The sequence below is a fragment of the Myxococcota bacterium genome, from assembly GCA_041389495.1.
Lineage (GTDB): Bacteria > Myxococcota_A > UBA9160 > UBA9160 > UBA4427 > JAWKRT01.
Map to the genome: position 1 here is coordinate 2132758 of JAWKRT010000001.1, position 20593 is coordinate 2153350.

Below are 20593 nucleotides of genomic sequence, written 5' to 3' on the forward strand. Positions count from 1 at the left end.
CACCGTCACGAGCCGTGCCGCCACTCGAGCACCGTCGGCTTCGACGGGTCGGTGCGATCCACGACCGCCGCGATCGTCCGCCGCACGTCCCCCACCGTGGCCTCGGCCTCGACCCGGAACAGGGTCGCCTGCGCAGGCAGGCTGGCATCGGGGAAGATCGACCCCTCGACGATCTCGGCGGCGAGGATACATCGGTCGTCCGCGCCCGTAGTCGTGCAGAGAATCCGGCCTTCCTCGCGCGCGCGCAGGATGCGGCGGACCGTGTCCTCGCTCGCGAGGGTCCGGCTCCCCTGGCTGCCGTGGTAGACGAGCGCCAGCACGTGCGGCGGCGCGGTGTTGAGGTTGATCCCGGTGCCGTCCTTGCGCGGGTGGACGGTGACGTAGGGGCGGAGGCCGTCCACGAGCACGGGCGTGAAGCCCTCCACCATGCCGAGCTCGTCGACGCTGCGCAGCGGCTCGTTCGCGGCCTCGTAGGGCGGCGACTGGCGTTCGTACCAGGCGTTCTCGGGGCCCCCGCGCTGGCGCTCCTCGTCGGCGTCCACGTAGTCGATCAGGTTGTAGGCGAGCTCGCGGGCGTCGAAGGCGCGCTCTCCGGGAGCCACGGGCAGCTCGTCGATCACCTTCTCGAGGACCGCGATCAGGAAGTCGACCGCCTCCTCGCTCGCCTCGCCCGTCGCGGTCTCCGGCACGATCGCGTTGAGGTCGAGGAGGCTGCCCTCGTCGCGGATGCGCACGCGCAGACGGGCTCCGTCGTCGGTCGCGATCTCGTAGCGCTCGGCCTGGGCCCAGGCGTCGAGGTAGGTGTCGCCGGGCGGGCCGCCCTGCGCGCTCGCCAGGGAGTCGGCGAGCAGCAGGAAGGTCGCGAGCTGGACGCCGCCGCGTGCGAGCGCGTCGGCCTGCGCGGCTGCGTCGCGATTGCGCGCGATGTGGTAGTCGACGATCGCGCGGCGCGAGAAGCCGATCACGACCGTCATCAGCAGGAGGCCGATCACGAGCACGAGCGCGAGCACGACGCCCGCCTCGCGCCGCGCGCGCGGCTTCGCGAACGGTGCGGGGAGGCGCGTCATCGCAGGCACGGCGTCACGTCGATCGGGTTGCCGTTGGCGTCGAAGATCGTCTCGTCACCCGGCCGCACGCAGTTGTTCCAGATCGCCGCGAAGCCGGTGTTGCGCGGGTTCGCCGCGACGCCGAGCTGCCCGAAGCACTGGCCGTACGTGATCTTGCACTCCTCCTCTTCCTCCTCGCCGTCGCTCGCGAGGTTCGCCACCGCTTCGGAGACGCCGACGTCCGCGAGCGGGCGCTGGTAGAGGACGACGCGCCGGCGGTACTCGGTGAGGGGCGGCTCCTCGCCGCGATCCGCGTAGTCGTCGAGCTCCTCGGGCGTGAGGTCGGGCCAGAGCGCGAGTCGGATCTCGACCGCGACGGGCAGCTCGCTCGAGTCGGCGATGAGCGTCGAGTCCCACTCGTCCACCCAGCCCCCGTCCGCGAGGAAGTGCAGCGAGAAGCGCGCGACGTCCTCGGCGACGGCGATCGTGCCCGGGTCGTCGCGGCGCGGGAAGGCGTGGTCCTCGGCGAGGAACGGGTTCACCCAGCGCATCAGCACGAAGCGCGGGACGTCGCCCGCGCCGAGCGCGTCGTCGGGCTCGAGGAAGTAGGCGTACGTCGCGAGCCCGGCCGCGCTCTTGCGCTGCTCGGGGTCGACCGCGAGCGCGTCGCTGCGGTGCGCGAGCGTCGTGAAGAGCAGGCGATCCGCGCCGTCCTGGCCCTGCCTTCCCTCGGCGATGAAGACCCATGGGTGCGTGAGCGGGTCGGCCTCGGGATCCTTCGACACGAGGAACGCCGACTCGACGTCGTTCGCGATGCGGTCGAGCACGGCGGTGGCGAGGCGGATCTCGCGCGTGCTCGCGACGGAGGCCTGCGAGCCGCGCGTCACGGTCATGAACATCGTCGTGATCATGCCGATCACGATCGCCGTCGTGAAGATCACGAACAGCGCCTCGAAGAGCGTGAAGCCGCTCGTGCGCCGCCGCATCAGCCCGCGTCCTCGTCGTCGCGCGCCGCGTCGCGGTCGCGGGTGGACTCGTCGCGACCGGTGGGGGCCGGGGCGCTCGCGCCCGCGCTCTCGAGCGACGCGAGGAGCGCCGGGTCGATCGCGAACGTCGTGCGCGCGGCGAGCGGCGGCGGCTCGATCGCGCCGGTCGCGAGTGCGTCCTCGACGTCCGTCACGCGCCGCACCTCGACGCGCACGCGCAGCAGGGCGGTCGCGGCGGCGGCCTTCGCGTCCTTCGGGAGCGCGTCGAGCGAGAGGTCGAGCGGTGGCGCGCTCGTGCCCTCGATCGCGCCGAGCGCCGCGAGCGCGTCGAACGGCTCGACGGCGACCCGCACGTCGTAGAGATCGCCGCCGAAGCCGTCGCCGTAGCGCGGCGCCGACTCGGCAGCGGGGGCGGTCGAGTCGTACGGCTGCGGCACGCCACCTGCGACGAGCGCCGCCTCCGCGTCGGCCAGCGCCTCGTCCGCGATCAGCGACGCCTCGAGCGACTCCTTGCTCTCGCGCTCTCTCGCGGTGCTGTCGCCGGCGAGCGTGACGAGGAAGAAGTACCAGATCGTGATGATGCCGATCGCCGCGACGACCTCGAGCATCGTGAAGCCGCGCGCGCGGGCGGCGGCGCCGCCCGGCCTAACGAGGCTCATCGTCGAGGATCCTCACGGAGTCGAGCAGCGGGCTCACGTCGAGCACGTAGCCCTGGATGCCTTCGCTCCCGAGCACGACCTGCGCCGGCGCGGTCGAGCCGTCCGCGGCGAAGACGATCTGGAACTCGCCGGTGTCGAACCAGCCCTCGTCCATCTGCACGCCCTCGAAGTACACGTCCTCGTCGAGGCGACGCGCGTCCCCGAAGTCGCCGGGCACGGGGCGGTAGCTCGGCAGGTCGCGGGTGGGCGGCGACATCGGGATGGGGCCGCGCAGGTCGAGGGGCGGAGGGGGCGGCGCATCCGGGTCCTCGTCGGCGTCGGTGACGAACCACTCGAGCTGGTACGTGCCCTCCTCGAGGCCGAGGCGCAGGCGGTGCGGCCTCGCCGTCATCACGGCGCGCTGGCGCGCGTACTCGAGGGAGCTCGCGACGGCGGTCGCGGCCTCGCGCAGGTCTCCCTGGCGCGTGAGCCCGAAGCTCGGCGCGATCAGCGACATCACGAGCGCGAGGATCGCGACGACCGCGACCATCTCGAGCAGCGTGAAGCCGTCGTGCGAGGCGCGGGCGCTGCGCGGGCCGTTCGTGCTCACCGCTCGCCGTGCTCCCCGCCCCGCGACGCTAGTTGCCCGCGGCGTCGTCTTCCCAGTTTCCGAAGTCGGCGTCGAGGTCGTCGCCGCCGGCCTGTCCGTCGGCCCCGAGCGACCAGATGTCGAAGCCGCGCGGGTTGTGCTGCCCGGGGCTCTCGTACTGGAACGGGTTGCTCCAGGTGTCGAGCAGCTTCTTGCGCTCCTTGACGTAGCCGTCGACCGGGTAGCGGCGCGGCTCCGGGGGCGTCGTGGGCGCGGTCACGAGCGCCTCGAGGCCCTGCTCGGTCGTCGGGTAGCGCCCGTTGTCGAGCCGGTAGAGCTCGAGCGACTGGACGAGCTGCGTCATCTGCGCCTCGGCGGCCGTCTTCCGCGCTTCGCCGACGCGCCCGAGGATCTGCGTTCCGATCAGTCCCATCAGGATCCCGATGATCGCGACGACGGCGACCATCTCGAGCAGCGTGAACCCGCGCGCGGCGGTGCGGGCAGGGCGGGTCGGGCGCGCCGCGGAGTCCGTCGGCGGAGGGGCGATCGTCGGTTCCATCGTCATGTCCGTTCCTTCGCGGCGGCCCGTCGCGGGCCGCGCCTAGCGCGTGACCGAGTTGGTGAGCTGCAGGAGCGGCTGCAGGGTAGCCAGGATGATGACGAGCACGATGCCCACCATCACGAGGATGAGCGCCGGCTCGAGCAGTGCGGTGAGCCGCGTGATCGTGTTCTCGACCTGCTCGTCGTAGGTGTCGGCGACGCGGCCGAGCATGCCCTCGAGCTCGCCGCTGTGCTCGCCGACCTCGATCATGGTCGTCACCATGGCCGGGAACTCGCCGCTCGCGCGCAGCGGCACGGCGAGCGGCGTGCCCTCGACGATGCTCGTGCGCGCCTGGTCGACGGCGCGCGCGATCACGGCGTTGTTGGCGACGTGCTTCGCGATGTCGAGCGACTTCACGATGCCGACGCCGCTCGCGAGCAGCGTCGAGAGCGTGCGCGTGAGACGCGCGATCGCGAGCACGCGCGTGAGCCTTCCGAGCACGGGGAGGCGCAGGCGGAAGCGGTCCCAGGCCTCGCGCCCGCGCTCGGTGCGGCGGAAGGCGCGCAGGCCGAGGAGCCCTGCGGCCAGGGCGAGCGCGAGCGCCCACCACCAGCCGCGCAGGAACGCGGAGGTGCCGAGGATGATGCGCGTCGGCAGCGGCAGCGCCTGGTTCATGTCGGCCAGCAGGCTCGTGATCTGCGGCAGCACGAAGGTGACGAGCGCGCCGATCACGAGCACCGAGAAGCCCAGCATGATGGCCGGGTAGAGCATGATCGACAGCACCTTGTTGGACAGCCGCAGCTGGTCCTCCTGGTAGTCGGCGACGCGCGCGAGCACGGTGCCGAGCGCGCCGCTCGCCTCGCCGGCGCGCACCATGCTGACGTAGAGGTTGTCGAACTGCCGCGTGGCGGTGAGGGCGTCGGCGAGCGACGAGCCCTCGTTCACGCGCTCGCGGACCTGCGCGAAGGTCGACCGCAGCTTCGCGTGTTCGACCTGCTGGACGAGCGCGCCGAGCGACTCGACGAGCGGGATGCCGGCCAGCACGAGCGTCGACAGCTGGCGCGTCGCGATCGCGTTCTCCATCGGCGGGATGCGGCCCACCGAGACGAGCGAGAGGGCGCGCGCGAGGCGCGACTCCTCGGCGTCGGACTCCTCGCGCGCGGCGCCGCGCGCGCCCTCGGTGGCCTCGACGAGCTCCGTCAGGATCACGCCCTGCGAGCGCATCTTGGCGCGGGCGGCGCGCGCGCTGTCCGCCGTGACGGAGCCCTTGGCCGACTTGCCGTCGGCGTGGACGCCCTTGTACGCGTAGATCGCCACGTCACCCCTGCCACGTCCGCGCGCGAGCGCGTCAGATCTGCGCGACCGCGCCTTCCTCCTCGGTCGCGCGCAGCACTTCGGCGATGGACGTGATGCCGCGCAGGACCTTGCGCGCGCCGTCGCCGCGGAGGGTGCCCATGCCCTTCGACACCGCCTTGTGCTTGATCGTCTTCGAGTCGACGTTCTTCGTGACCATGTCGCGGATCTCGTCGTCGATCAGCATCAGCTCGAAGATGCCGAGCCGGCCGCGGTAGCCCGAGTAGCTGCAGGTCGCGCAGCCGACGGGCCGGAACAGCTTCACGGGGCGGCCGGGGTGGCGGACGCCGATCTCGCTCAGCTCCTCGGGCGTCGCCTCGTACGCCTCCTTGCACTCGTTGCACAGCACGCGCACGAGACGCTGCGCGAGCGCGCCGACGAGCGACGACCCGACGAGGAACGGCTCGACTCCCATGTCGACGAGGCGCGTGATCGCGCTGGCCGCGTCGTTCGTGTGCAGCGTCGACAGCACGAGGTGGCCGGTGAGCGACGCCTGGATCGCGATCTCGGCGGTCTCGAGGTCGCGGATCTCGCCGACGAGCACGACGTTCGGGTCCTGGCGGAGCACCGAGCGCAGCCCGGCCGCGAACGTGAGGCCGATCTTCGGGTTGACCTCGATCTGTCCGACGCCCGGCTGCTGGATCTCGACCGGGTCCTCGATCGTGATGATGTTCTTGTCGGTGTCGTTGATCTTCGCGAGCGCCGCGTGCAGCGTCGTCGTCTTGCCCGAGCCGGTGGGGCCGGTGACGAGGAAGATGCCGTTCGGCCGCTTGACGATGCGCTCGATCGCCTGGAGCTGGTGCTGCGCGAACCCGATCTTCTCGAGGTCGAGGAGCTCCTGCGTGTCGGGCAGGAGGCGCAGCACGAGACGCTCGCCGTAGGTGACGGGCACGGTCGACAGGCGGACGTCGTAGCCGCGCCCCGCGATCTTGAGCCGGATGCGGCCGTCCTGCGGCAGCCGCTTCTCCGCGATGTCGAGCGAGCCCATGATCTTGATGCGCGACGCGATGCTCGCCTGCAGCGCGCGCGGGAGCGGCTTCATCGGCTCGTAGAGCACGTCGTCGATGCGGAAGCGCACGCGGATCTCGCGCTCGAACGGCTCGATGTGGATGTCGCTCGCGCGCTCCTTCACCGCGTGCTGGAGCATCGAGTTCACGAGCCGGATGATGGGCGCGTCGTCCGTCGCCTCGAGCAGGTCGGTCGGCTCGTTCGAGATCTCGCCCGCGAGCGCGTCGAGGTCGTCCTCGGCCTCCTCGGCGAGCTGGTCGGTGGCGCTCGGGCCGCGGTCGTAGACGGTGTTGATCGCGTCGACGATCACGCGTTCGGGGGCCAGCTCGACGTCGATCTCGGCGCCGTCGAACAGCATGCGGAGGTCGTCGAGCGGCGCAGTGTCGAGCGGGCTCGCGGCGACGACGCGGATCGCATCGACCGCGCTCGGCCCCGCGCCCGTGCTGCGGCCGATCGGGAGCAGCTTGTGCTGCTTCGCGAATCCGATCGGGACGTGCTGCAGCAGGGTGTCGTCGATCTCGTCCGGCGCGAGCGACGTGCGCAGCGGGAGCCCGAGCTGCTCGGAGAACGCGACGAGCAGCTCGTCCGCGCTCACCATCCCTTCCTCGATCAGGACGTCGGCGAGACGTTCGCCCGTCTCGGCCTGCAGACGGCGCGCCTCGGCGAGCTGATCGGCGTCGAGCCGCGTCGTGCGCAGCAGGACGTCGCCGAGGTCGAGTCGGCCCGCGCGCGCGCCCGGCGCGCCGTCGAGCGCGGTGGGCGCCTGGCTCACGGCGCGTCCTCCCGCAGCGGGTCGCGCGCGCCGTCGGGCGGAAGGATCTCGACGCTCGCATCGAGTCCGAGCCCGCCGCGCAGGAGCGCGCTCGCCGTCTGTGCGGCGTCGAGCGACGGGTAGGGGCCCACGCGCAGCTCGAAGACCAGCGCGCCGTTCGCCTCGCTCGTCACGAGCGCGGCGTCGTGGCCGGCATCGACGACGCGCGCGAGCGCGTCGGTCGCCGCGCCCTCGTCCGTGAAGACTCCCGCGCGCACGGCGTAGCGCTGCGAGGTCTGTGCGATGGAGAGGTTCCCGGCGGCGAGCCCCGTCGACCTCTCGAGCTCCTGCATGCGTTCGAGCGGGTAGCGCGTGCGGTGGCTGCGCACGGTGGCGAGCACGGGGTTCTGGCCGCGCGCCATCGCGAGGTCGATGCCGCTCTCCTCGGCGCGCGCGCGGTCGTCCTTCTCGAGCGCGAGCGGCGGGCCGGCCGCCTCGCCGAACTGCTCGCGCTTGCGGATCGTCGCGCGCTCGAGGTCCTCGCGCGAGCGGATGATGTGGGGCGTCAGGAAGACGAGCAGGTTCTGCTTCGTCTTCTGCGTCGACGTCGTCTTGAACGCCCAGCCGAGGAACGGGATGTCGCCGAGGAAGGGGATCTTCGTCGTCTCGTCCTTGGTGTTGTCGCTCAGGAGCCCGCCGATCACGACCGTCTCGCCGTTCGAGACGACGAGCGTGTTCTCGATGCGCGTGTTGGTGAGGGCGGGGCCCGAGTCCTCGGTGAGCGCTGCGGATGCACTCAGTCCCGTGTTCACGTCCGAGAGCTCCTGGAAGAGCTTGAGGCGGAGCGTGTCGCCCTCGCTGATCTGCGGCGTGACGCGCAGCGTGACGCCGATGTCCTGGCGCTCGACGTTGACCGACGTCGACAGGTTGTTGCCGCCCGTCGCGCCCTCGAGCCGGCTCGTGACGATCGGGATGTTGTTGCCGATCCGGATCTCCGCCTCCTCGTTGTCGGACGTGAGGATGTGCGGGGCGGAGATGACGTTCGTCGTGCCGTCGCTCGCCGCGGCGTGGAGGATCGCCTGGATCTTCGTGTTGCCGGACGTGCCGACCGCGTTGACGGCGAGCGGGCCGCCGGTGACGGCGCCCGCCATTCCGTCGATGGCCCCCGCGGTCACGTCGTTCGTCACCTGCTTCAGGTCGACGTTCCATTTGTTGCTCATGGCCTCGACGAGCGCGTTGAGACCGAGCTCGAGGCCGTCGCTGACGTCGACCTCCATGATGAGCGCCTCGACGAGCACCTGCGGGCGCTGGACGTCGAGCTGCTCGATCACCTTGACGAGCGTCTCGTAGCCCTCGCGGCTCGCCTGGATGACGAGCGAGTTCGTCCCCGGATCGGCCGTGACCGTGATGCCCTCCGCGAGCTCGGTCACGACCGAGCGCAGCGCCGGGTTGCCCGCGCCCGGCGCGCCGGCCGCCCCGGTGGCGCCGGGCGTCGACGTGTTGCTCTGCCCGGAGAGCAGCGAGTTCAGGGTCTGCGCGAGCTCCTCGGCGTCGGCGTGGCGCAGGTAGTAGACGTGGATGGTGCCCGCCCCCGAGACGCGCACGTCGAGCTTCTCGACGAGCTCGCGGACGTCCTGGATCTGCTGGCGCGGCGCGAGCACGATGAGCGAGTTCGTGCGCGTGTCGGGCAGGATGCGGACGCGGATGCCCGGCGCGAGCTGCGGGTTCGCCTGCTCCGCGCCGCGGTTCACCGCGCGGCGCGTCGATCGCCGCACGCTGCCGGCGACGGCGCTCACCTCGGCGCCGTAGATCTCGGAGATCTGGTCGCCGAGCGTCGTCGCGTCGGCGTACTCGATCGGGATGACCGCGAGCTCCTCGCGGTAGGACGAGATGTCGATCGACCCGAGGATGTCGAGCAGGCGGCGGATGTTCGACGACGAGTCGGTGAGGATCAGCGTGTTCGTCGGCGCGTAGGCGATCAGCGCGGCGTCCTTCGAGACGAGCGGCTTCAGCGTGTTCGAGATCTCGGTCGCGTCGATGTAGCGGAGCGGGATGAGGCGCGTGACGAAGTGGTCGCGGTTCGGGCTCGGCTCGCCCTCGCGCACCGTCTCGATGCTCGACTCCTTCACCTCGCGCACCGGAACGACCTTGATCACGCCGCCGGGCCCGGGCACGGTCGAGAAGCCCTTCACCTGCAGCACGGATTCGAAGACCGCGTAGGCCTGGTCGACCGTGACCTGCGTCGGCGAGACGATCGTGACGCGGCCGCGGACGCGATCGTCGTAGATGAAGTTCTTGTTCGTGAGCTTGGCGATCGCCTCGATCACCGCGGCGAGCTCGACGTCGTCGAAGTCGAGCTGGACGAGCTTCGCCCCGTTGTCCTCGACCGTCTCGCGCGCGGGCGGCGTGCGCTGCGCGCCGGCCGAAGGCGCGATCGCGGCGAGCGCGAGCAACACTGCCGCGATCGCGAAGGCGAGGTGGGGACGCGCGCCGGCGAGCGCGCGAACATCGGTCTGGCGAGTGCGCATCATCCCTCGTCGTCGCCCGACAGCATTCCCTCGAGCTCGCTCGTCCCGACGTGGAGCGTGCTGCCGTCCTGCTTCACGATGTCGAACTCTTCGGCCTGCGTGAACTCGGACAGCAGGCGCGAGCTGGCCTGGGGGCTGTCGATCGCGATCCCGTTGAGCGACGTGATGACGTCGCCGCTGCGGATGCCGATCTTGTCGTAGAGGCTGCCCGGCTTCACCTGGTTGAGCTGGACGCCCACCATCTTTCCCTCTTCCCACTTCGGGATGATCCGGGCCTGCGAGTACAGGGCCGCCGTCGTGCGCGCGCCGACCTCCTCCTGGAGCTCGGCGAGGCGTTCGGCCATCGAGTCGCTCGGGGGGGCGGCCTGCGCCCGGGTGCGTGCGGCCACGCGCCGGCCCCGGCGCTGCGGAGCGGCGGCCACCTTCGCGCCGTCGGGCTCGTCCTCCTTGAGGAGCAGCTTCTCGAGCTTGTCGGGGCCGCGCAGATACACGACGCCGCGGTCGATGCGATCGACCGTGTACGACGGGTGCGCGGCGATCGCGTCGCCGACGTAGACGACCTGGTGCTTGCGGGTGCCGAGGTCCTGGATCGCGGCGCTCGAGACCGAGGCGTCCTCGCCCGCGACCGTGCCCAGCAGCTCGAGCGGGAGCTTCGTCTCGACGGCCTCGAGCGTCGCCGTGTCGGGGGTGGGGACGGCCTCTCCCGCGATCTGGGCGCCGAAGAGGTTGCGGGCGAGGATCACCTGCGTGTCCGCCCGGGAGACGTCGCCCGCGACGGGAAGGGCTCGCCCGACGGTGGCTTCGGCGCGCTCGGGCAGGAGGACCTCCGCGAGGATCGCGACGGCGATGCGAGCCGCCAGGAAGCAGCCGAGCGTGAAGAGAGCCGCGTTCGCGGCTCGGATGGCCCATCGGCGCATCGCCCGTCCCTCTACCGACCGAGACCCGGCGACGCCCCACCGAGACCCGCGGACTCCCGCGGCCGCCGAGGCCCCCTCGGCGCGCCGGACCCTCGGCTCGGCTCGCCGCTTCGCGCCGCGCGGTGCGACCCGGGGCGACGGGGGGCCGCACTATACCCCGCGCGTCGGCGCGATCCAAGCAAAGCGTCGCGATTCCGAAGGGTTAGTCGCCGAGCCACGAGTCCCTTGCGGCGGAGCCTATCGGCGAACGCCGACTCGGGCTTGTGGACCCCGTCACACGCGCGCGCGTTCCGGCGCGTCCGCCCGCGCGACCGGCCCGCGCGCGGCCGCGGATCGTCGACGCGCGTTCGCGCGAGTTCGCGCGTCGGCGTTGACAGCGCGGAGCATGGCGCGAGGGTTGCGCCGCTTTTCGGCCCGGACCTCATCGGACAGGGACGTTCGGCGTGAACCCGGTGCCGCGCGAGAGGCGCGGCATCCACAGGATCGGGCGCGACGCGGCGCCACGAGGAGACGCGACAGATGGCAGCGAGCGGCAAGGTGATCGGGATCGACCTCGGCACGACGAACTCGGTCGTCGCCGTGGTCGAGGGCGGCCAGCCCACCGTGATCGCGAACGAGGAGGGCGGCCGCACGACGCCGTCCGTCGTGGGCTTCACCGACGACGGCGAGCGCCTCGTCGGCGCGATCGCGAAGCGACAGGCCGTCACCAACCCCACGCGCACCGTCTACTCCATCAAGCGGTTCATGGGGCGGCGTCTCGACGAAGTTCCCGAGGAGACGCGGCTCGTTCCCTATCAGGTGATCGACAAGAACGGCGCCGCCGCGGTGCAGGTCGACGGGAAGACGTACACGCCCCCCGAGATCTCCGCGATGGTGCTCGCCAAGCTCAAGGCGGCCGCGGAGGCGTACCTGGGCACCGAGGTCACCGCGGCGGTCATCACCGTTCCCGCCTACTTCAACGACGCGCAGCGCCAGGCCACGAAGGACGCCGGCAAGATCGCCGGCCTCGACGTCAAGCGGATCATCAACGAGCCGACGGCCGCCGCGCTCGCGTACGGGCTCGACAAGGAGAAGGACGAGAAGATCGCCGTGTACGACTTCGGCGGCGGCACGTTCGACATCTCGATCCTCGAGGTCGGGGAGAACGTCGTCGAGGTGAAGGCGACCAACGGCGACACGCACCTCGGCGGCGACAACGTCGACCAGCGCGTCATCGAGTACCTCGCTGCGGAGTTCAAGAAGGACCAGGGCATCGACCTCACGAAGGATCCGATGGCCATGCAGCGACTTCGCGAGGCCGCGGAGAAGGCGAAGATCGAGCTCTCGTCCGCGACGACGACCGACATCAACCTGCCGTACATCACGGCGGACCAGTCCGGCCCGAAGCACCTGACGCTGAAGCTCTCGCGCTCGAAGTTCGAGCAGCTGATCGAGGACCTCGTCGATCGCACGCTCGCTCCGTGCCGCAGCGCGCTCGCGGACGCGGGCCTCCAGCCGTCGCAGATCGACGAGGTCGTGCTCGTCGGCGGCTCGACGCGCATCCCGCTCGTGCAGAAGAAGGTCGCCGAGCTCTTCGGGAAGGAGCCGAACCGCACGGTGAACCCGGACGAGGTGGTGGCGATCGGCGCGGCCGTGCAGGGCGGCGTGCTCGCCGGCGACGTCAAGGACGTGCTGCTGCTCGACGTCACGCCGCTGTCGCTCGGCATCGAGACGCTCGGCGGCGTGATGACGAAGCTCATCGATCGCAACACGACCATCCCGACGCGCGCCAACCAGGTGTTCTCGACCGCCGCCGACAACCAGCCGCAGGTCGAGATCCGCGTGCTCCAGGGCGAGCGCGAGATGGCGAACGACAACCGCGAGATCGGCCGCTTCATCCTGGACGGGATCCCGCCCGCGCCGCGCGGCCTGCCGCAGATCGAGGTGACGTTCGACATCGATGCGAACGGCATCCTGTCGGTGGGGGCGAAGGACAAGGCCTCGGGCAAGGAGCAGTCGATCCGCATCGAGAACACGGGCGGGCTCTCGAAGGACGAGATCGACCGCATGGTCGACGACGCGAAGTCGCACGCGAGCGCCGACAAGGAGCGGCGGCAGTCGATCGACAAGCGCAACGAGCTCGACTCGCTCGTCTACCAGGCGGAGAAGCAGCTGCGCGAGAGCGGCGACAAGCTCGAGGCCGGCGACAAGGCCGCGGTCGAGCAGGCGATCGCCGACGCCAAGGGCAAGCTCGAGTCGACGAGCGTCGCGGAGCTCGAGGCGGCGACGCAGGCGCTGACGGCCGCGCTCCACAAGGTGGCCGAGCAGCTCTACAAGCAGCCTTCCGGCGACGCCGGCGCGCCCGGCGCCGCACCCGGCGGTGCGTCCGCGGGCGGGCCGAACGACGACGTGATCGACGCCGACTACACCGAGGAGAAGGGCGATTCCTGATCCGTTCCGCCGCGGCTCGCTGTCGGAGCTCTTCGGCGAGGTCGAGGAGCGGCTGCGGGGCGATCGCTTCCAGCCCGCGATCGACGTCGTCGAGACCGCCGACGCCCTCGTCGTGCGCGCCGAGCTCCCGGGGCTCGAGAGCGACGACCTGAGCGTGCGGATCGACGGCGACCTGCTGCACATCCGCGGCGTGCGCACGGTTCCGCGCGAGGAGGGCGTCGTCCGACTCCACCGCATGGAGATCGCGTTCGGCCCGTTCGAGCGCGCGGTGCGCGTGCACGTCGCCTTCGAGCGCGAGCGCGTGACCGCCCACCTCGAGGACGGCTTCCTGCGCGTCGTGCTCCCGAAGAAGAAGCCGGTGCGGCGCACGGTCGAGATCGAGCGCGCGAGCGACGGCGAGGAGGGCCGGTGAGCGAGCACGTGCGAGAGGGGCTCGGCGCGGACGAGCGGCGCGATCTCGCGGTCGCGCTGGCGTCCGACGAGGGCGGCGGTATCGAGGTGCGCGTCGACGAAGGGCCGCTCGACGAGAGCGCCGCCGCCATGCGCGAGATTCCGGCGGAGCTCCCCGTGCTCCCGCTCAAGAACACCGTGCTCTTCCCGTTCCTCCTGTCGCCGCTGCTCGTGAACACGCCGCGCTCGCAGGAGCTGATCGACGAGGTGCTGCTGCGCGGCGATCGGCTCATGGTGTGCGCGGCCGTGCGGCGCGAGACCGAGGGCAGCCCGGGTCCGGACGACGTCCATCGCACGGGCACGCTGCTGCGCGTCGTCAAGATGCTCAAGTTCCCGGACGACTCCTATCGCCTCCTCGTGCAGGGCGTCGCGCGCGTCCACATCGACGCCTTCACCGCCGAGGATCCGTTCCTGCGCGCGCGCGTGCGGCGGATGGAGGAGTCGGGCGACGCGACCTCGGTCGAGATGCAGGCGCTCACGCGCAACGTGACGCAGGCCTTCCTCGAGCTCGCGCAGTCGGGCGGCCGCATCGGCCAGGAGGTGCAGGCCCTCGCCGCGAACGTCGAGGACCCCTCGCGCCTCGCGGACCTCGTGGCCTCGAATCTCGGGCTCGACGTGGCCGGCAAGCAGGCCGTGCTCGAGGAGCCCGACGTCGCCGCGCGGCTCAAGCTCGTGCAGGCGCAGCTCACGAAGGAGCAGCAGGCGCTCGCCGTCGAGACCGAGATCAAGGAGAAGGTCCAGAGCGAGATGACCAAGTCGCAGCGCGACTACGTGCTGCGACAGCAGCTCGAGGCGATCCGCCGCGAGCTCGGAGAGACGGAGGACGGCGAGCAGGAGGTCGAGGACCTCCGCGAACGGCTCGAGGCCGCGGGCCTTCCGGAGGACGCGCACGAGCAGGCGATGCGCGAGCTCGAGCGGCTCGAGCAGACGCCGCCCGCCGCCGCCGAGCACGGCGTCATCCGCACCTATCTCGAATGGCTCGCCGACCTCCCGTGGAAGAAGCTGTCGGAGGACCGGCTCGACGTCGTGCACGCGCGCGAGGTGCTCGACGAGGACCACTACGGGCTCGAGAAGGTGAAGGACCGCATCGTCGAGTACATCGCGGTGCTGTCGCTGAAGCGCGACATCAAGGGCCCGATCCTCTGCTTCGTCGGTCCACCCGGCACGGGCAAGACGTCGCTGGGGCGTTCGATCGCGCGCGCGCTCGGTCGCGAGTTCGGGCGCATCTCGCTCGGCGGCGTCCGCGACGAGGCCGAGATCCGTGGGCATCGGCGCACCTACGTCGGCGCGCTGCCCGGGCGGATCGTGCAGACGCTGCGCCGCGCGGGGACGCGGAACCCCGTGCTGCTGCTCGACGAGATCGACAAGGTCGGCACCGACTTCCGCGGCGATCCGTCCTCCGCGCTGCTCGAGGTGCTCGACCCGGAGCAGAACGCGGAGTTCAGCGACCACTACCTCGAGGTGCCCTTCGACCTGTCGCGCGTGCTCTTCATCGCGACCGCCAACCGGATGGACACGGTGCCGCCCGCGCTGCGCGATCGCATGGAGGTGATCGAGCTCCCCGGCTACACGCTCGAGGAGAAGCGCGAGATCGCGCGGCGCTTCCTCGTGCCGCGTCAGCGCGAGCGCAACGGCATCGCGGGCGTCGACCTCGATCTCCCCGACGAGACGATCTCGGCCCTCGTCGAGCACTACACGCGCGAGGCCGGCGTGCGCAATCTCGAGCGCAGGATCGCCGCCGTCTTCCGCAAGCTCGCGCTGCGCGTCGCGGAGGGCGAGTCGGTCGGTGCGGTGAAGGTCGCGCCGGCCGATCTCGAGGGGCTGCTCGGCCCGCACGACTTCGAGCCGGAGGTCGCCGAGCGCGGTGGGAAGCCCGGCGTCGCGGTCGGGCTCGCGTGGACGCCGGCCGGAGGCGACATCCTGTTCGTAGAGTCGACGCGCATGAAGGGGCAGGGCGAGCTCAAGCTCACCGGGTCGCTCGGCGACGTGATGCGCGAATCGGCGGAGGCGGCGCGCACGTGGCTGCGCGGCCACGCCGAGGAGCTCGGCGTCGACGACGCGGTGTTCGCGGGCAGCGACCTGCACGTGCACGTCCCGTCCGGCGCGGTCCCGAAGGACGGCCCCTCGGCGGGCGTCGCGATGGTGACGTCGCTCGCCTCGCTGTACACCGGCCGGCCCGCCGCGCCGCTCACGGCGATGACCGGCGAGATCACGCTGCGCGGTAAGATCCTGCCCGTCGGCGGGATCAAGGAGAAGGTGCTCGCCGCCAAGCGCGCGGGGATCGAGCGCGTCGTGCTCCCCGCCGCGAACGAGAAGGACGTCGCCGAGATTCCGGCCGCGCTCCTCCAGGGACTCGACCTTCGCTACGTGGGGACCATCGACGATGCACTCGGGCTCACGCTCGACCCGGCTCCTTCCTCGGTCTGATCGCGGCGCGCGGCTCGGCGCGTCGCTCGTGCTGATGGCGTCGTTCGGCTGCGTCGGCCTCGGCACGCACAACGAAGTGGTCACGGAGCGCGACCGGCTCGCCGAGCGCGTGCGGCTGCTCGAGGCGTCGAACGACGCCCTCTCCGCCGAGCGCGTCGCGCTGGCCGACCAGCTCGAGGACCTGCGCATCGAGCGCGAGCAGCTCGAGGTCGACGTCGCCGACCTGCGCCAGCAGAGGGAGAGCCTGTCGACGAACCTCTCCGCGCGCGAGGCGGAGCTGGCGAAGCAGAACCAGGAGGTGGAGCGCCTGCGCGGCACCTACGAGGCGCTCGTGAGCGACCTCGAGAAGGAGCTCGCGGCCGGCCAGATCCAGATCCGCCAGCTCGCCGAGGGCCTCGAGGTGAACGTCGCCGAGGACATCCTCTTCCCGTCGGGCTCGGCCGCGCTCTCGACGGGCGGGCGCACCGTCCTGCGGAAGGTGGCCACCGAGCTCGCGAAGCTGCCGCACGAGATCGAGGTCGACGGGCACACCGACGACGTGCCGATCCGCGGCACGCTCGCGGCGCGCTACCCGTCGAACTGGGAGCTCGCGAGTGCGCGCGCGTCGAGCGTCGTGCGCCTCTTCCAGGAGGCGGGCATCGCGGGCACGCGGCTGATCGCGGTCTCGCATGCGGAGTTCAAGCCCGTCGCGCCGAACGACTCCCCCGCCAACCGCGCGCTCAACCGGCGCATCGAGATCCGCCTCCGTCCGCAGGGGCGGGCGCAGGGCTCCGCGGAACCGACCGCCGCGGAGTGACGGCGCGCGCGCGGCTGCGCGAGCTGTTCGCGTGCGCCCTCGCGGCCGCGAGCGCGGACGCGGCCGTCGATCGCGCACTCGAGGGAGGCGAAGGCGATCTCGCGCTCCTCGGCGAGCGCGTCGCGCCCGGGCGCTCGCTGCACGTGCTCGCGATCGGCAAGGCGGCGTGCGCGATGGCGCACCGCTTCGAGACCCGCGCCGGCGCCCGCATCGCGCGCGGCCTCGCCATCACGAAGGACGGCCACGCGCGCGCGCTCGCGCACTTCCGCGTCCTGCTCGCGGCCCATCCCGTCCCCGACGCGCGCTCGGTGAGCGCGGCGGACGCCGCGCTCGGGTTCGCGGCCGGCGTCCCGCCGCGGGACACGCTCGTCGTGCTGCTCTCGGGGGGCGCGAGCGCGCTCGTCGGCGCGCCGTGCGAGGGCGTCGGCCTCGACGCGCTGGCCGCGACGAACGCGGCCCTGCTCGCGAGCGGCGCCGCGATCGACGAGACGAACTGCGTGCGCAAGCACCTCGGGCGCATCGGCGGCGGGCGCCTCGCCGCCGCGTCGGCCGCGCACCGGCTGGCCCTCGTCGCGATCTCCGACGTCCCGGGCGACCGCCTCGACGTGATCGGGTCGGGCCCGTGCACCGCGGACCCGTCCACGTTCGCCGATGCGCTCGCCGTGCTCGCGCGGCGCGGACTGCGCGAGCGCGTGCCGTCCGAGGTCGTGCGCGCGCTCGAGGCCGGCGCGCGGGGCGAGCGCGACGAGACCCTCGACGCGACCGACGCCGCGCTCGCGCGCGTGCGCGCGCGCATCACCGCGCGCAACGCGGACGCGCGGGCGGCCGTGGTCGCGGCCGCGGCGCGCGCGGGTCTCCCGGCCGTCGACGCGGGGGAGACGCTCGCGGGCGAGGCGCGCGAGGCCGGCGCGGGCATCGTCGAACGGGCGCGCGAGGCGCTCGGTGGGCGCGCGGGCGTCGCGGTGTTCGGCGGCGAGACGACCGTCACCGTGCGCGGCGACGGCCGCGGCGGCCGCAATCAGGAGCTCGCGCTCGCGGCCGCGCTCGCGGGCGCGGGACGCGCGGGCTGGGTGCTCCTCGCGGCGGGCACGGACGGCGGCGACGGGACGAGCGACGCCGCGGGTGCGTTCGCCGACGGGGAGACGCTCGCGCGCGGCGCGCGCGCCGGCGTCGATGCCGAGGCGTCGCTCGCGCGCAACGACGCGCACCGGTTCTTCGCGCGCGAGGGCGGGGCGCTGCGCACCGGCCCGACGGGCACGAACGTGATGGATCTCGCGATCGTCGCGTTCGAGGAGTGAGGCGTGCGCCCGACGAAGGAGCGGGGATGGCCGTCCGGCCATCCCCGCTCGTCCGATCCGATGCGCGACCCGGAGCGCGGGCCTCGCTAGGCGGCCTTCTCCATCGCGTCGGTGTACGCGCCCGTGCGCGCCGCGCTGTTGCACTTCGCGCGGTGGTAGTAGGCGCGCTGGCCGGCCGCGACGTTCTCCTGCTTGCCGCCCCACGCCTTGAGCGCCGGCGCCTGCAGCGCGCGCCCGTACGAGAACGAGAGCTCCCACGCGTGCGGCCCGAGGCGGTTCATCGCCGACAGGTGCGCGCTCGCGAGCTCGTCGCTCTGGCCGCCGGAGAGGAACACGCAGCCCGCCACCGCGGACGGCACGACGCGGCGGAAGCACGCGACCGTCTGCTCGGCCACCTGCTCGACGCTGGCCTGCGTCGGGCACTTCTTGCCGGCGAGCACCATGTTCGGCTTCAGGATGATCTGCTCGAGCGGGACGCGCTGGCGGTGGAGCTCGTAGAACACCTTCGCGAGCGCGCGCTCGGTGACGTCGCGGCAGACCTCGATCGAGTGCGCGCCGTCCATCAGCACCTCGGGCTCGACGATCGGGACGAGGCCGCCCTCGACGCAGATCGCCGCATAGCGCGCGAGCGCGTGCGCGTTCACGTCGAGGCAGTACTCGCTCGGGAGGTCGCGCTCGACGTCGATGTCGATCACGGCGCGCCACTTCGCGAACTTCGCGCCGAGCCCGACGTACTCGGCCACGCGGCCGCGCAGCCCGTCGAGGCCCTCGGTCACCTTCTCGCCGGGCGCGCCCGCGAGATCCTTGGCGCCCGCGTCGACCTTGATGCCGGGAAGGATGCCCTTCGACTCGAGGAGCTTCGCGAACGGCGTGCCGTCCGACGCGCTCTGGCGGAGCGTCTCGTCGAACAGGATCACGCCGCTGATGAACTCCTCGGCGCCCTTCGTCGTGAACAGCATCTCGCGATAGGCGCGGCGGTTGTCCTCGGTCGACTCGACGCCGATGCCGTCGAACCGCTTCTTGATCGTCGGCGAGCTCTCGTCGGCGGCGAGGATGCCCTTGCCGGGCGCCACCATGGCCCGCGCGACCGCTTCCAGCTGGGCGGCCTTGCTCATGCTCCGTCTCCTTGGGTGTCCGCGTAGCCCGCGCTCGCGGAGTTCGATCCGGTGCGAACGGCGCCTTCCCGTCGCGCTGCCGTCGCGCTGCCGGTTGGGTGTGGGCCCGCCGGCAGTGCGGGGCGGCGTCGCCCGCGCGGCCTGCCGTCGAGAACCGCTCCCGCGGCGTCGCCCGCACGCCTTCGTGCGACGCGGCCCGCCGTCGGGGCGCGCGAGTCTAGTGCCGAGCACCCGCCGGCGCGAACCCGTGCGCGCACCTTCGATCCGATCCGGTCGACGCGCCGTGGCCGTCCGCCCCGGCGCGCTGCGATAGACTCGCCGCCCGCGCGAGCGGGAGCGGCCATCGCGGACAGTGGGTGCCGCGCGGGGAGGGCTTCGTGTCGATCGGCGCGGACGATTTCAAGGCGGGGATGTCGCGGCGCGCGGGCGCCGTCGCGATCGTCACCGCGCGCAGCGGCGAGACGCGCCACGGCATGACCGTCACGGACTGGACGGGCGTCTCGCTCTCGCCGCCGCTCGTGCTCGTGTGCGCGGACAAGGCGAGCAACACCCTCGGCGTCGTCCGCGAGGGCGGCTGCTTCGCGCTCAACGTGCTCGCGAGCGACCAGGCGGACCTGTCGAACCGCTTCGCCTCGAAGAAGCTCGAGTGGCAGCGCTTCGACGGAATCGACTGCGAGACCGCCGTCACGGGCGCGCCGCTGCTCGCCGGCTGCGTGGCGACGTTCGACTGCGCACTCGCCGCCGAGCACGACGCGGGAGACCACGTCCTGCTCGTCGGGCGCGTCGAGGCGCTCTCGATCTCGGAGCGCGCGCCTCTCGTGTACCTCGGCGGCAGGTACTGCGGGGCGACACCGCTCGACGGCGGCGCGTGAGCGACGGCGGCGCCCCGCTGCGGGTCGTCGCCTGGTCGGACTACCTGTGCCCGTGGTGCGCCAACGCGAGCGTCCGGCTGGCGTCGCTCGAGCGCGACCTCGCGGGCGCGATCGAGATCGAGTGGCGGAGCTTCCTGCTGCGCCCGCACCCGCGGCCTCCGGTGCGCACGCCGCTCGAGGCCGCGGAGCGGCGCGCGCGCTTCCGGCGCTACACGCAGGGGTGGGCGCGCGCGGCCGCCGAGCCCGACGCGGCGGAGCTGCGGCCCTGGAGCGACGAGGAGGACGGCGAGCCGCCCTCGCACAGCATGCCGCCCCACCTCGTGGCCAGAGCGGCGCGCCGGATCGACCGCGCGGGCTTCGCGCGCCTCCACGAGGCGCTCTTCCGCGCCTACTTCGCGGAGCACCGCGACACGACCGACGCGGCGACGCTGCGCGATCTGTGGGTGCGCGCCGGGCTCCCGGCGACGCGCTTCGAGGAGTCGCTCCGTCCTGGGCTGCGCGCCGAGGTGGTCGCCGACCATCGAGCCGCGCTCGAGATCGGAGCGACGGCAGTGCCCGCGGTCGCGCTCGGCGACGACGACGTGGCAGTCGTCGGAGCGCAGCCCCTCGCGGTCTATCGGCGGTGGATCGAGCGCGCGCTCGCGCGGCGCGGAGCGGGCGCGGCCGGCGCGCGGCCGGCCTCGGGCTGACTCCCGCCGCCGGCCGCAGCACGAACGCGATCTCGTCGATCGGAGACCGCGGCGCGGGCGTGGCCCAGCAAGCGAAAGCGGGGAAGAGGCTTCGCCTCTTCCCCGCCTCGTTGGACCTGTCCGCGCTCCGCGCCGGCGGCGCTTCGCGCGGAGCTTCCG

Annotated in this window: 17 protein-coding genes; 7 read left to right on the top strand and 10 right to left on the bottom strand. The window is 72.5% G+C overall.

Features of this window, described 5'->3' with window-relative positions:
* Nucleotides 1–5: 5 nt before the first annotated feature.
* From gspK to R3E88_09490, 9 genes are read right to left on the bottom strand one after another with little or no spacing between them, the layout of a single operon-like run.
* Complete coding sequence (gene gspK / locus R3E88_09450; protein MEZ4216688.1) at nucleotides 6–1067, bottom strand: type II secretion system minor pseudopilin GspK; 1062 nt, start codon at nucleotides 1065–1067, stop codon at nucleotides 6–8.
* Nucleotides 1064–2032 (bottom strand): hypothetical protein, encoded by a 969-nt coding sequence (locus R3E88_09455; GenBank protein ID MEZ4216689.1) that lies wholly within the window; start codon nucleotides 2030–2032, stop codon nucleotides 1064–1066. Before R3E88_09455 ends, gspK begins: the two co-directional genes overlap by 4 nt.
* Entirely contained in the window at nucleotides 2032–2691 is a 660-nt protein-coding gene (locus R3E88_09460) for a hypothetical protein (protein MEZ4216690.1), read from the bottom strand. Before R3E88_09460 ends, R3E88_09455 begins: the two co-directional genes overlap by 1 nt.
* Nucleotides 2678–3280 carry a prepilin-type N-terminal cleavage/methylation domain-containing protein gene (locus R3E88_09465; GenBank protein MEZ4216691.1) on the bottom strand — a complete coding sequence of 201 codons (603 nt, stop codon included), beginning with the start codon at nucleotides 3278–3280 and terminating at the stop codon, nucleotides 2678–2680. The genes R3E88_09460 and R3E88_09465 overlap by 14 nt, the downstream gene beginning before the upstream one ends.
* Before the next feature lie 28 nt (nucleotides 3281–3308).
* Nucleotides 3309–3818 carry a type II secretion system major pseudopilin GspG gene (gene gspG / locus R3E88_09470; GenBank protein ID MEZ4216692.1) on the bottom strand — a complete coding sequence of 170 codons (510 nt, stop codon included), beginning with the start codon at nucleotides 3816–3818 and terminating at the stop codon, nucleotides 3309–3311.
* Nucleotides 3819–3860: 42 nt separating this feature from the next.
* Nucleotides 3861–5117, bottom strand: coding sequence for a type II secretion system inner membrane protein GspF (gene gspF, locus R3E88_09475; protein ID MEZ4216693.1), 1257 nt, complete (start codon nucleotides 5115–5117; stop codon nucleotides 3861–3863).
* 31 nt (nucleotides 5118–5148) lie between these two features.
* On the bottom strand, nucleotides 5149–6933 hold the full coding sequence (gene gspE, locus R3E88_09480) for a type II secretion system ATPase GspE (protein MEZ4216694.1): 1785 nt from the start codon (nucleotides 6931–6933) through the stop codon (nucleotides 5149–5151).
* Entirely contained in the window at nucleotides 6930–9443 is a 2514-nt protein-coding gene (gene gspD / locus R3E88_09485; GenBank protein MEZ4216695.1) for a type II secretion system secretin GspD, read from the bottom strand. Before gspD ends, gspE begins: the two co-directional genes overlap by 4 nt.
* Nucleotides 9440–10357, bottom strand: coding sequence for a type II secretion system protein N (locus tag R3E88_09490; GenBank protein MEZ4216696.1), 918 nt, complete (start codon nucleotides 10355–10357; stop codon nucleotides 9440–9442). Before R3E88_09490 ends, gspD begins: the two co-directional genes overlap by 4 nt.
* A 519-nt stretch (nucleotides 10358–10876) precedes the next feature.
* On the opposite strand from R3E88_09490, the gene dnaK reads away from it, so the two are divergent.
* The 5 genes from dnaK to R3E88_09515 all read left to right on the top strand — a co-directional run bounded on the left by dnaK (nucleotide 10877) and on the right by R3E88_09515 (nucleotide 17758).
* A complete protein-coding gene (gene dnaK / locus R3E88_09495; GenBank protein ID MEZ4216697.1) occupies nucleotides 10877–12787 on the top strand; it encodes a molecular chaperone DnaK in 1911 nt (636 codons plus the stop codon).
* 79 nt (nucleotides 12788–12866) lie between these two features.
* On the top strand, nucleotides 12867–13199 hold the full coding sequence (locus R3E88_09500; protein ID MEZ4216698.1) for an Hsp20/alpha crystallin family protein: 333 nt from the start codon (nucleotides 12867–12869) through the stop codon (nucleotides 13197–13199).
* Nucleotides 13196–15664: an endopeptidase La gene (lon, locus tag R3E88_09505; protein ID MEZ4216699.1), complete on the top strand. Its 2469-nt coding sequence runs from the start codon at nucleotides 13196–13198 to the stop codon at nucleotides 15662–15664. The genes R3E88_09500 and lon overlap by 4 nt, the downstream gene beginning before the upstream one ends.
* Before the next feature lie 34 nt (nucleotides 15665–15698).
* Nucleotides 15699–16460: an OmpA family protein gene (locus tag R3E88_09510; protein MEZ4216700.1), complete on the top strand. Its 762-nt coding sequence runs from the start codon at nucleotides 15699–15701 to the stop codon at nucleotides 16458–16460.
* Nucleotides 16457–17758, top strand: a complete 1302-nt coding sequence (locus tag R3E88_09515; protein ID MEZ4216701.1) for a DUF4147 domain-containing protein — start codon at nucleotides 16457–16459, stop codon at nucleotides 17756–17758. The genes R3E88_09510 and R3E88_09515 overlap by 4 nt, the downstream gene beginning before the upstream one ends.
* Nucleotides 17759–17844: 86 nt before the next feature.
* On the opposite strand, the gene R3E88_09520 is transcribed toward R3E88_09515, so the two are convergent.
* Nucleotides 17845–18873 (bottom strand): class I fructose-bisphosphate aldolase, encoded by a 1029-nt coding sequence (locus tag R3E88_09520; GenBank protein MEZ4216702.1) that lies wholly within the window; start codon nucleotides 18871–18873, stop codon nucleotides 17845–17847.
* 356 nt (nucleotides 18874–19229) lie between these two features.
* On the opposite strand from R3E88_09520, the gene R3E88_09525 reads away from it, so the two are divergent.
* Together R3E88_09525 and R3E88_09530 are read left to right on the top strand one after the other, a co-directional pair.
* A complete protein-coding gene (locus R3E88_09525; protein MEZ4216703.1) occupies nucleotides 19230–19745 on the top strand; it encodes a flavin reductase family protein in 516 nt (171 codons plus the stop codon).
* Nucleotides 19742–20434 carry a DsbA family protein gene (locus R3E88_09530; GenBank protein ID MEZ4216704.1) on the top strand — a complete coding sequence of 231 codons (693 nt, stop codon included), beginning with the start codon at nucleotides 19742–19744 and terminating at the stop codon, nucleotides 20432–20434. Before R3E88_09525 ends, R3E88_09530 begins: the two co-directional genes overlap by 4 nt.
* Nucleotides 20435–20593 lie beyond the last annotated feature (159 nt).

Coding starts and splice junctions, on each gene's coding strand:
- R3E88_09455 (MEZ4216689.1), bottom strand. CDS start 2,032: ATGCGGCGGCGCACGAGCGGCTTCACGCTCTTCGAGGCGCTGTTCGTG.
- R3E88_09460 (MEZ4216690.1), bottom strand. CDS start 2,691: ATGAGCCTCGTTAGGCCGGGCGGCGCCGCCGCCCGCGCGCGCGGCTTC.
- gspK (MEZ4216688.1), bottom strand. CDS start 1,067: ATGACGCGCCTCCCCGCACCGTTCGCGAAGCCGCGCGCGCGGCGCGAG.
- R3E88_09510 (MEZ4216700.1), top strand. CDS start 15,699: ATGGCGTCGTTCGGCTGCGTCGGCCTCGGCACGCACAACGAAGTGGTC.
- gspD (MEZ4216695.1), bottom strand. CDS start 9,443: ATGATGCGCACTCGCCAGACCGATGTTCGCGCGCTCGCCGGCGCGCGT.
- gspG (MEZ4216692.1), bottom strand. CDS start 3,818: ATGGAACCGACGATCGCCCCTCCGCCGACGGACTCCGCGGCGCGCCCG.
- R3E88_09520 (MEZ4216702.1), bottom strand. CDS start 18,873: ATGAGCAAGGCCGCCCAGCTGGAAGCGGTCGCGCGGGCCATGGTGGCG.
- R3E88_09490 (MEZ4216696.1), bottom strand. CDS start 10,357: ATGCGCCGATGGGCCATCCGAGCCGCGAACGCGGCTCTCTTCACGCTC.
- dnaK (MEZ4216697.1), top strand. CDS start 10,877: ATGGCAGCGAGCGGCAAGGTGATCGGGATCGACCTCGGCACGACGAAC.